10 protein-coding genes are annotated in these 10,894 nt (G+C 60.5%); 3 read left to right on the top strand and 7 right to left on the bottom strand.

Translation table 11 applies throughout. The annotated features are described in order from the left end of the window. Positions 1 to 241: acyl-CoA dehydrogenase family protein (locus ACFFAR_RS13695; RefSeq protein WP_174362937.1), on the bottom strand; the 241-nt coding region annotated here is incomplete at its 3' end. Between the two features lie 26 nt (positions 242 to 267). Further along, positions 268 to 483, bottom strand: coding sequence for a molybdopterin-binding protein (locus ACFFAR_RS13690; RefSeq protein ID WP_056359869.1), 216 nt, complete (start codon positions 481 to 483; stop codon positions 268 to 270). Positions 484 to 757: 274 nt separating this feature from the next. On the opposite strand from ACFFAR_RS13690, the gene ACFFAR_RS13685 reads away from it, so the two are divergent. Further along, positions 758 to 2,113 (top strand): NtaA/DmoA family FMN-dependent monooxygenase, encoded by a 1,356-nt coding sequence (locus ACFFAR_RS13685; RefSeq protein WP_174362938.1) that lies wholly within the window; start codon positions 758 to 760, stop codon positions 2,111 to 2,113. 7 nt (positions 2,114 to 2,120) lie between these two features. On the opposite strand, the gene ACFFAR_RS13680 is transcribed toward ACFFAR_RS13685, so the two are convergent. From ACFFAR_RS13680 to ACFFAR_RS13665, 4 genes are read right to left on the bottom strand one after another with little or no spacing between them, the layout of a single operon-like run. Further along, positions 2,121 to 3,863: a dipeptide ABC transporter ATP-binding protein gene (locus tag ACFFAR_RS13680; RefSeq protein ID WP_174362939.1), complete on the bottom strand. Its 1,743-nt coding sequence runs from the start codon at positions 3,861 to 3,863 to the stop codon at positions 2,121 to 2,123. Next, on the bottom strand, positions 3,860 to 4,669 hold the full coding sequence (locus tag ACFFAR_RS13675) for an ABC transporter permease (protein WP_375508009.1): 810 nt from the start codon (positions 4,667 to 4,669) through the stop codon (positions 3,860 to 3,862). The genes ACFFAR_RS13680 and ACFFAR_RS13675 overlap by 4 nt, the downstream gene beginning before the upstream one ends. A 44-nt stretch (positions 4,670 to 4,713) precedes the next feature. Next, a complete protein-coding gene (locus tag ACFFAR_RS13670; protein ID WP_174362941.1) occupies positions 4,714 to 5,643 on the bottom strand; it encodes an ABC transporter permease subunit in 930 nt (309 codons plus the stop codon). A gap of 1 nt (position 5,644) precedes the next feature. Continuing rightward, the gene (locus tag ACFFAR_RS13665) at positions 5,645 to 7,300 is read right to left on the bottom strand and encodes an ABC transporter substrate-binding protein (protein WP_174362942.1); all 1,656 of its coding nucleotides are present in this window, start codon (positions 7,298 to 7,300) and stop codon (positions 5,645 to 5,647) included. A gap of 275 nt (positions 7,301 to 7,575) precedes the next feature. On the opposite strand from ACFFAR_RS13665, the gene ACFFAR_RS13660 reads away from it, so the two are divergent. Continuing rightward, positions 7,576 to 7,767: a YqaE/Pmp3 family membrane protein gene (locus tag ACFFAR_RS13660; protein WP_062001051.1), complete on the top strand. Its 192-nt coding sequence runs from the start codon at positions 7,576 to 7,578 to the stop codon at positions 7,765 to 7,767. Positions 7,768 to 7,819: 52 nt separating this feature from the next. Here the strand turns inward: ACFFAR_RS13660 and ACFFAR_RS13655 are convergent, their stop codons facing one another. Then, on the bottom strand, positions 7,820 to 8,479 hold the full coding sequence (locus ACFFAR_RS13655) for a glutathione S-transferase family protein (RefSeq protein WP_075360223.1): 660 nt from the start codon (positions 8,477 to 8,479) through the stop codon (positions 7,820 to 7,822). A 188-nt stretch (positions 8,480 to 8,667) separates the two neighbouring features. On the opposite strand from ACFFAR_RS13655, the gene ACFFAR_RS13650 reads away from it, so the two are divergent. Then, positions 8,668 to 10,894: DNA polymerase II (locus ACFFAR_RS13650; protein ID WP_375508008.1), on the top strand; the 2,227-nt coding region annotated here is incomplete at its 3' end.

Here is a 10,894-nt window from a genome sequence, read left to right as displayed (position 1 = left end):
AGTTCGAATCAGCTTCGCCCAAACGCGTCAGCAAGCGGAAGTATTGCGGCAGACTGACGCCAGAACCGCCATATTCCCGCGGCACGCGCAGCGCCGTGAAACCGCTCTCCTTCAATTGCGCGACTGCATCAAGCGCAAGTTCGCGGTTCTGCTCACGCTCAAGCGCGCCTTCGCCAATGTGCTTGAATACTTCGGCGAAACGCGCGTAAAGCGCGGCGTCCGACGGTGCTGACGTGGTCATTCATTTCTCCGCAAATTAAACGCCGTTCAAAGACGCGCGATGGACACTTCCGTGGACTTCACCAGCGCAACAACTTCCGTGCCGACCTTGAGCTCAAGTTCATCGATAGACCGTGTCGTGATGACCGATGTCACGATTCCGTTCGGCGTCTCCACGTCGACCTCCGAAAGCACGGACCCGCGAATGATCTCCTTGATGTGCCCCCTGAACTGGTTGCGCACATTGATGGCCGTCACGCCCATGGCGTACTCCTTGATTGGTTGAATGAGCTTGTGCTTGCGCGCTGCGACGCCGACAAAATAGTCTAGCGAGGCAAACTGGCCAGCTTAACGATTGATTTGATCTAAGGTTTGCTGCAAATTTGCTTAAGCGCCGTGCGCCTTGAACGCTTAGTGCCATGCGGTATATCGATTGACGGATTTATTGGTCGCGCTCAACGGCGCCCGGCTTGAAAATGGAAGACTGGTCAATCAAAGCTCAGGTCTTGCGGCCTGCAGATCAAACAACGGACTGTCCATGACTAACCTGTCGCCCCGTCGCCTGCATCTCAACGTCAACATCCTGCATTCGGGTTTCGTGCCATCCGCATGGCGACTTGCCGATGCCGATCCGCACGCGTTCATCGACGTGAAGCACTACGTGCGCGTCGCGCAGATTGCGGAAGCGGCGAAATTCGACGCCGTGTTTCTCGCCGATAACGCGTCCATTGCCGATCAGATCAACTTTCGCCCGATCACCGCGCTCGAACCGACCATCCTGCTTGCAAGCATCGCGGCGGCGACGTCGCATATTGGCGTGATCGGCACGGCCTCCACGAGCTATAACGAGCCATACAACATCGCACGCCGTTTTGCGACGCTCGATCATGTCAGCGGCGGCCGCGCGGGATGGAACGTCGTGACGACCGCCGACTTGGGATCGGCCCGCAACTTCGGCCGCGCTGCCGTGCCGGACCACGCCGAGCGATACGCCCGCGCAGCGGAATTCACGAGCGTCGTCAAGGCGCTCTGGGATAGCTGGGAGGCGGGCGCGATCGTCGGCAACAAGGCGACCGGATTGTTCGCAGACACGGATCGGGTGCATTCATTGGAGCATCAGGGCACGCACTTTTCCGTGCAAGGCCCGCTTAACGTTCCGCGATCGCCGCAAGGTTATCCGGTGCTGGTGCAGGCGGGCGCATCGGGCGATGGCCGCGATCTCGCGGCGCGTCACGCAGAAGCGGTGTTCTCGGCATCGCAATCATTCGATGAGTCGCTGGGTTATGCGCGAGACCTCAAGACGCGTGCGGCTGCTTATGGTCGCGGCCCCGATGCGGTGAAGGTGCTCGCGGGCCTGACCACGATCATAGGTGCGACCGAGGCGGAAGCGCTGCGCCGCCGCGATGAACTCGTGGACCTGATCCCGTGGAGTTATAGCCTGACGCGCCTGGCCGGTACGCTCGGAATCACACCCGACCGCCTGAAACTGGATGAAAAGCTGCCGGACAATCTGACGTTGCCGGGTCAGGGCAATGGCAACCATACATTCTTCCACGCCACGCTCGCGCAAGGGCGGCAGCATGGTTACACGGTCCGTGAGCTTATTCGCGCGCTTGCGGGAGGCGGCGGGCATCGTGTGATCGTGGGTACGCCTGAGCAAGTGGCCGACGACATCGAGCGCTGGTTCAAAGCCGGCGCCGCCGATGGTTTCAACCTGATGCCCGATACCTTGCCGGGCGGCCTGCAGGATTTCGTCGATGGCGTGATTCCGATTCTCCAGCGGCGCGGCGTCTTCAGAAGTGAATATGAAGGCACCACGTTGCGCGACCATCTCGGCCTCGCAGTTCCGGAGAATCGATACACGGCTGAACGAGCCGCAGCCCTCGCGGTCTGAAACGGAGTTACGACAACTCGCGTTCGAGCGCAAACGACGGTATCTCCGCCGGCGTGCGCTCCTCCGCACGCCGCAGCGCGGGCGTTGCGGACATCAGCAGCCGTGTGTACGGATGCTCAGGCGCGGCGAAGACCCGCTCGGCATCACCCTCCTCCACGATGCGTCCGTCCTTGAACACCAGTACGCGGTCGCTGAGATGGCGCACCACGTCGAGGTCGTGGGAAATGAACAGCAGCGCCGTATTCAGGCGCGCCTGCAACTCGGCGAGTAAATCGAGGACTTGGGCTTGCACATAGACATCGAGCGCAGACACCGGTTCATCGCAGACGATCAACGCGGGTTCAGGCGCGAGCGCACGCGCGATGGCTACGCGTTGCCGCTGGCCGCCGGATAACGACGATGGACGCCGCGCAAGGAAAGCCGCGTCCAGTCCAACCTGATCGAGCAACTCGACACTGCGCGCAAGCAGCGAAGGTTTTGGCAATGCCTTCGACCATAGCGCTTCTTCGAGCAACTGCTGCACGCTATGACGCGGGTCGAATGAGCTGAGCGGGTCTTGCGGAATGTATTGAAGCCGTGGTCGTAGCTCGCGACGCATGCGTTCGGAAACGCCAGGACCATTCCAGCGTGTACCTAGAAATTCTACGTTGCCGGCATCCGGCGCGATCAACCCCAGGACGATGTTCGCGCAAGTACTCTTGCCCGAACCCGACTCCCCCACGATCCCGACCACCTCGCCGCCATGCACGGCGAACGAAACGTCCTGCAGCGCAGTGAAGACTTCGCCGCGATGCTTGCCGCGACGTGAATACTGCTTGCCGATGGCATCGACACGCAGCACCGCTTGTTCCGAACGTGCGCGTCTTGGCGGCAATGGTTCGCGGATGATCAAAGTCGCCGAGTGTGGTTCATCGGACACGATCCGCGCCGAACTCAACCGATACCCCCGCGATTGCGCAGAAGGCTGCGCCGCGAGCAACTGGCGCGTGTAGGGATGCGAGGGATTGTTGAGAACGCTTTGTGTCGTGCCGCTATCGACGACTTCGCCGTCGTGCATCACGAGCACACGATCTGCGATACCCGCAACCACCGCCAGATCATGACTGATGAGCAACACGCCCACGCCTTGTGCAAGACGCTGGGCAAGCACGGCGAGCACTTGGGCCTGCACGGTGACATCGAGCGCAGTGGTGGGTTCGTCGGCGATCACGAGCGCCGGGCCGGCCGCAATCGCCGATGCAATCAGCGCACGTTGCCGCAAGCCGCCCGACAACTCGTGCGTGTATTGCGTCGCACGATGTTCGGCATCGGGAATGCCGACGTCACCCATGACCGCATGAACGCGCGTGCGCCGCTCGCCCCGCGAACGCACGAGCCGATGATGCGCCAGCACCTCGCCAATCTCCGCGCCGACCGTGCGCAGCGGATCGAGCGACACGAGCGCGTCCTGCATCACGAGTCCCGCAAACGTGCCGCGCAAGCTGCGCCATTCACGGTCGGTGAAGCGCAAGGCGGGACGGCCGTCGATATCGAATTGACGTGCATCGATCAAAGCCTGCGCGCCGGCCAGACCGATCAAACTGCGCGCGGTCAGGCTCTTGCCCGAACCGGACTCGCCCACGAGCGCGACGCATTCACCCGCACGAATGGAAAGATCGACGCCGTGCACGAGCGGCCGGCCGCCGTTAGCGCCTGGGAAACTCACGCTGAGGCCGCGTATATCGACGAGCGTTTTTGCCGTGGTGATCATCGCGTGCGTACCTCGTATTTCCGTTGCAGGAACTTGCCGATAACAGAAAACGCCAAGACGGTCAGCGTAATCGCCATCCCGGGGAACACGCTCGGCCACCACGCCACGCGCAGCACGTCGCGTCCTTCGGCAAGCATCACGCCCCATTCAGGTGTGGGCGGTTGCGGGCCGAGACCCAGAAAGCTCAGCGCCGATACCGCGATGATCGCGCTGCCTATATCGATGGTCGCGATCACCGGCACGACGACCAGCACGTTGGGCAGCACATGGCGCAGGAACACGCGGCTGCGCGACAAGCCGTAACTGACTGCATGCGTGACATAATCGGCACGGCGCACCACGAGTGTCTGGCTGCGCAGCACGCGGCCGAACTTCGGAATGCCGGCAATGCCCACCGCAATCGCGATATTCACGATCCCCTGCCCGAGAAACGTCACCACGAACAGTGACAGCAACACTGGCGGAAACGCGGAGAGGACATCGAAAATGCGTGAGGCAGATTCATCGGCGAGGCGTTTTCCCAGGCCTGCGGTCATGCCGATCGCGAGTCCGATGACAAGCGCCACGATCATGCTGGCAAGACCGATCAGCAGTGAATAACGTGCGCCGTAGATCACCCGTGCGAAGACATCGCGGCCGATGCGATCCGTGCCGAACCAGTGCTCCGCGCTCGGTGGCTTCAGCGTCTGGGCGATATCGCTCACGAGCGGATCGTAATGCGTGACGAGCGGCGGGTAAGCTATCGCCGCCCCGAGGACGAGCAGGAAAGCTGCGGCAAGCACCACGCCGGGGGGTACTCCCCTCAACAGACTATGTCGAGGGTAAGCCAAGGGACGGTAATTGATCTCGCTCATTCGCTGCGCAACCGTGGATCGATGAAAAGATAAGCGACGTCGAGCAGCGTCGAGATCACGACGTGCACGAAGGCCGCGAGCAACACCACCGCGAGCACGACCGGTACATCCTGCGACGTCACCGCGTTCAGCGTCACGCTGCCGATGCCCGGCCGTCCGAACATCTTCTCCGTGATGACCGCGCCGCCCAGCAAGCTGCCGATAAGCCATCCACCCAGCGTCACGACCGGCAGCAGCGCGTGCCGCAGCACATGGCGAAAGCGCAACGCAAGTTCGCCAAGGCCACGCGAACGAACGGTGACCACGAAGGGTTTCTCAAGCGCGGCCTCAAGCGCCTCCCGCATGACTTGCGACAGGATCCCTGCAGTGGGCAGCGCCAGCGTCACGGCGGGCAATACGAGCGAACGCCAGCCATTCGCGCCCGAGACCGGGAAGAGCCGCAATTGAAAGGAGAACGCGATCAGCAACAGCATGCCGAGCCAGAAGACGGGCGTGGACGTGAAGGTAAGTTCGAGTACCGATGCGATGCGGCTGCCCCACGCACCATGAGACGTTGTCGTTCCTGCGGTCAGCGTCGCGATCAGGATCGCCAATACGACGGCGAGCAAACCCGCCGAACCTGCAAGCTGCGCCGTAGGAAGAAGCTGGCTTTGCAGCACGGCCGCAACAGGCTGCTGCATTACGAACGATGTGCCGAGATCCGCATGCCCGAGACGCAACAGGAATTGCCCGTACTGCCAGGGCAGACTGCGATTCAGTCCCCATTGCGCCGCGATGGTCTCGCGCAAACCGGGATATGCAAGATCTCCCGCGAGCACATCCTCAATGCGTCCCGGCAACGCGTGAATCGCAATGAACGCAGCGGTTGCAGCAAGCCATAACACCAGCACGCCCGTGCCCAGCCGCGTGGCAATCTTCGCAAGCATCTCAGCCTCCTTGCTTTTCAACCCAGACATCGTAGGAACTTGCGGGACCATCGAGTTGCGGTTCGAAACCAATTCCGTGCACGTTCGATTTCGCGGCGAGGTGATACGCCGGCGCAAACAGCGGGACGACAAACGCCTGATCCACCGCGCGCGCCTGGATCTTGGCGAGCAACTGGCGCCGCTCGTCGCCTACGGGCAGGAGACGCGCACGATTGATATCGCCCGTGATGGTCGCATCCGGATTCTTGATCGCGTTGTAGAGAAAGCCCTGGTCGCCGAGCATGTCCCACAATTCCATCGCGACGTCAGACGGGTTGTCCGTGTTCGGATAGATGGTCCAGTTGCCGGTCGCCTTCTGGTTGGCGAAGTCGCCTGCCGTGGTGATCTTCAAGCCAAGGTCGAGCCCGAGGTTCTGGCGCAGCGCCGATTGCACGGCGCGAATCAGCACATCACGGCTGTCGCGCACATAAGGCTGCGGATAGCCAACTTCAATGGAAAGACGCTTGCCGTTTTGCGTGCGGAATCCTTCGCTATCACGCTGCGTCCAGCCGGCTTCGTCGAGCAACTTGTTTGCGTCAGCGATCTTGGTGCCCCAAGAACCTTTGAGGCTTGCGTCATAGTCCGCGTTGTCCGGTCCGATGTTCGAGTACGCACGCCGCACGGTGCCAAGATAAACGCTCTTTACGATGCCATCTAGATCGAAGCCGTCACGCAGCGCGCGGCGCACACGGACGTCGCTGGCGGGTGCGACCGTGTAGTTGATGTTGAGCGTGAACGACGTCGTTGCCGATGGCCCCGTCAGATACTGGAAGCCATCGACTTTATCGAATACGCCGATGTCTGTTGGCTGCACGCCTTCGATCAGGTCGACTTGCCCGGAACTTAGTGCGCCGGTACGTACAGCCGCTTCCGGCAGGAACCGGTACGTCACGCGGTCGAGATATGCAGGCCCTTGATGCTGCGCGTTTCCGGGTGCCCATCGGTAATCCGGATTGCGTTCGAACACGGCCGACTGACCGCGCTGGTAAGACTTGAATACAAACGGCCCCGTCCCCACGATGCCCGGACCGCCGCCACACAGATCCTTGTTCTCGGCCAATGCCTTCGGAGAGATGAAGCCGAGCTTCACGCTCGACAACGATTCGAGCGTCGTGGAATCGGCCTGCTTCATGACAAGCTTTACTACCGTCGGCGACACGACCTCTGCGTGGTCGAAGTGGACCAGCAATGACGCCGATGCCGACGTCGTGCTCACATTAGCGAGGATGTAATCGAAATTCGCCTTCACCGCAGCCGCGTTGAACGGCGTTCCATCGGTGAATTTGACGTCATCGCGGAGATTGAAGGTATAGGTCTTGCCATCGTCGGCGACGCTCCACGACATCGCGAGCCACGGCAAGTAGGTGCCGTCGGTCTTTTTGCTGATCAGCGAATCGATGAAATTGCGGATCACCCAGAACGCATTTTGCTGCGATGAACGATGCGGATCAAAGCACGCAGGTTCGGTCGTGACGCCCCATGTGATCGCGCCGCCCGAGACGGGCTTGGCGGAGGCTTGCGATGAAGGCGCGGCGGATTCGGATTTGCTGCAACCACTCAGCACGATTGAAAGGCCAAGGGTCGTCGCGCCGGCAAGCGCGATAAGTCGTGCATTCATCTAACGGAATTCCTGTCTGGGATCGGGCAAGGAGGCGCAGTAGCGGCCCGGCTGGTAACCGGGTCTCACATGCTAGGGCGCACAACGCGCGTGGCAAACGTAGGAATTTTTCTATGGATATCAAACGTGCACGCATATGGATGCGCGTTTGAATGGGAACCGTGCTTCCGGGAACGCGGGGCTCATGCGGCCTTGCTGTATATTGCCGCTGAGACAGCCAGCAAGATCGGATCGCTGCAAATCCTCCTCAACCAGACCAGCCATAAGGAAAATCCATGCGCCTTTTGCTCGCATTAATCTTGCCTTGGTTTCAGTTCTTCACCATTGGGCGCCCGATCGCCGGGATCATCTGCCTGATACTTCAGATTACGATAATCGGCTGGATACCCGCCGCGATCTGGTCGGTCTACGCGTTGAGCCAGTACAAGACCGACAGGAAAATCGAACGCGCAGTAACCGGACGATAAACGCGTCAAGAGCAGGCGTGAGGTTTTAGACGTCGAGTTTCCTTTGGTCAAGTCAATCCCGGTCGGGCGCGCCAAGCGGAAAGAACGCTCGATAAGGCCGCGCTTCATCCACCGCGCGTGCAAACGACGGCCGCGCCAAAAGCCGCTTGCGGTACGCAACGACATTCTCAAACGATGACGCAATTCGATGCGTCCAGTCCGCGTAAAACAGGAACGGCGCCGCCCCGCAATCGGCCAGGCTGAACTGGTCACCCGCGGCCCACGTGCGGGACGCCATGGTTTTATCGAGCCATGCGTACGCCGTTTCGAGCATGGCACGGGCATCGGCTACACCGTGCGGGTCGCGATCGCCCTCGGACCGCATGCAGTCGAACACAATTTTTTGCTGGGGCGTGGCGATGTAGTTATCGAAGAAGCGGTCCATGAAGCGGACGTCGAGCGCGGCACGCGGATCGGACGGCAGCAATTGCACAGGCCCCTGATAGTGCAGTGCAAGATGCTCGATGATGATTGTCGATTCGGCAATCGTACGGTCGTCGTCGACGAGCACCGGGAAACGTTTCAACGGCCAGCGCGCGGCGAGTTCGGCCATCGGTTGCGGGTCATCGTTCGACAATTGCCGATACTCAAACGGCGTGCCGTTCTCGTAGAGCGCGGTCAGGACCTTCTGGCAGTACGACGAAAAGGGATGGGCGTAGAGCTGCAATGACATCGTCGATCACCTCGGCGTAAAAATTAAAAGGAGTAAAAGCAGGCGTAATGACGCCTGCTTGATCCTACGACGATCGGCAGAAGGGGAAATCGACATGGAACAAAAAGCTTCAAGATCCAGCGATCCGGACGCCAAACGCGCGCAACCACTAAAATCCATGTAAGCGACGATTTTCTTGAGGCGGGCATTTGAGCGGGCAGCAACGCGGTTTCATTCTGACGCGGCATTGGCGTGACACGCCCGATGGCACCGACGTCGATTTCTGGCTGGCGACGGACGATGGTCCCCGCCACCTTCGCCTGCGTCCTCAAGAGTCGGTGGCGTTCATTCCGGCGGCGCACCGCGAGCGCGCAGAATCCGTCATGCAGCGTGAAAAACGCGCGGAGTTGCGGCCGCTTGAACTGGTTGATTTCAGTCACCGGCCGGTGCTCGGGCTTTATACCGCGCAATATCGGCAACTGACAGCGCTCGAACGGCGCCTGAAGCAAGGCGGCGTGGACGTTTACGAAGCCGATGTTTTTCCGCCCGACCGGTACATGATGGAGCGTTTCATTACGGCGCCAGTTGTCTTCAACGGCGACCGCCAAGGCGAGGGTTTGCCTTTCGATCCGCTCATCAATGCGGAACTGAAACCTGCGACGGGTTATCGGCCGAATTTAAAACTAGTGTCGCTCGATATAGAAACCAGTGCGCGTTCGGAGCTTTATTCGATCGCGCTAGAGGGTTGCGGCGAGCGTCAGGTGTACATGCTCGGACCGCCCAATGGCGATGGCAGTGGCGTCGACTTCAAGCTCGAATACTGCGAGACACGCGGGCAGCTTATCGAGAAACTCAACGAGTGGCTCGAGCGCTTTGATCCTGATGCGATCATCGGCTGGAACGTGATCCAGTTCGACCTGCGTGTGTTGCAGGAACATTCGGAACGCTACAACGTGCCGCTGCGGCTGGGTCGCGGCGGCAGCGTCATGGAATGGCGGCAACACGGTCTCAAGCAGAACCACTTCTTCGCGGGCGCGGCGGGCCGGTTGCTGATCGATGGCATCGAGGCGCTGCGATCCGCGACCTGGAGCTTTCCGTCGTTCAGCCTCGAATACGTTGCGCAAACCATGCTCGGCGAAGGCAAGGCGATCGACAACCCGTATCAGCGGATGGACGAAATCCAGCGTCGCTTCGATGAAGACAAACCCGCCCTCGCCCGCTACAACCTCAAGGATTGCGAACTCGTCACGCGCATTTTCGCGGCGACCGAACTGCTTGCGTTCCTGCTCGAACGTGCATCGGTGACGGGGTTGCCCGCTGATCGAAACGGCGGTTCAGTTGCAGCGTTCACGCATTTGTATATGCCGCGGATGCATCGGCAAGGATTCGTTGCCCCCAATCTCGGCGATGTCGTCGGCGCTGCAAGTCCCGGCGGTTTCGTGATGAACTCGCGCCCGGGACTCTACGATTCGGTGCTGGTGCTCGACTACAAGAGTCTGTATCCATCGATCATTCGCACGTTTTTGATCGACCCGGCAGGTCTTGTCGATGGCATGCGTCATCCCGATGACGAACAGTCCGTACCCGGTTTTCTCGGCGCGCGTTTTTCGCGCACGCGCCACAGCTTGCCGGCTATCGTGGGTCAGGTGTGGAAGGGACGCGACGAAGCCAAGCGCGAAAACAACAAGCCGTTGTCGCAAGCGCTGAAGATCATCATGAACGCGTTTTACGGCGTGCTTGGTTCTACCGGATGCCGTTTCTTCGACCCCCGGCTGGCTTCGTCGATCACCCTGCGCGGCCACGAAATCATGCGCCGCACGCGCGAGTTGATCGAAGCGGAAGGTTACGAAGTGATTTACGGCGACACGGATTCCACTTTCGTGTGGCTACGGCATGCGCACAGCGAGGACGAAGCGGCGCGCATCGGGCGCACGCTCGTCGATCGCGTCAACGCATGGTGGCGGGAAGACGTGCGCGAGAGGTTTGCACTCGAGAGCGCGCTGGAACTGCAGTTCGAGCGGCACTATCGGCGATTTTTCATGCCGACGATCCGCGGCGCGGAGGAAGGCAGCAAGAAGCGCTACGCAGGCTTGAGCCTTTTGCCCGATGGCAGCGAAGAGATCGTCTACAAAGGACTCGAAACCGTTCGCAGCGACTGGACGCCGCTTGCGCAGCAATTCCAGCGCGAACTTTATTCGCGCATTTTCAAACGCGAGCCGTATGAAGACTACGTGCGTGATTATGTTCGCCGCACTTTGAGCGGCGAACTCGATGAGTTGCTGATCTATAGAAAGCGGTTGCGTCGGCCGCTCGATGCCTATGAGCGCAACGTGCCGCCGCATGTCCGTGCAGCGCGTATAGCCGATGAATTCAATCGTGAGTGTACCGGCTCCGGTTGTTTGGACACGCTTTTGCAGTTCAGGCGGCCAGCTTCAT

This window comes from uncultured Caballeronia sp. (assembly GCF_964243625.1).
GTDB lineage: Bacteria > Pseudomonadota > Gammaproteobacteria > Burkholderiales > Burkholderiaceae > Caballeronia.
The sequence above is the reverse complement of the archived record's forward strand: the minus strand, read 5'-3'. Positions and strand labels throughout refer to the sequence as shown.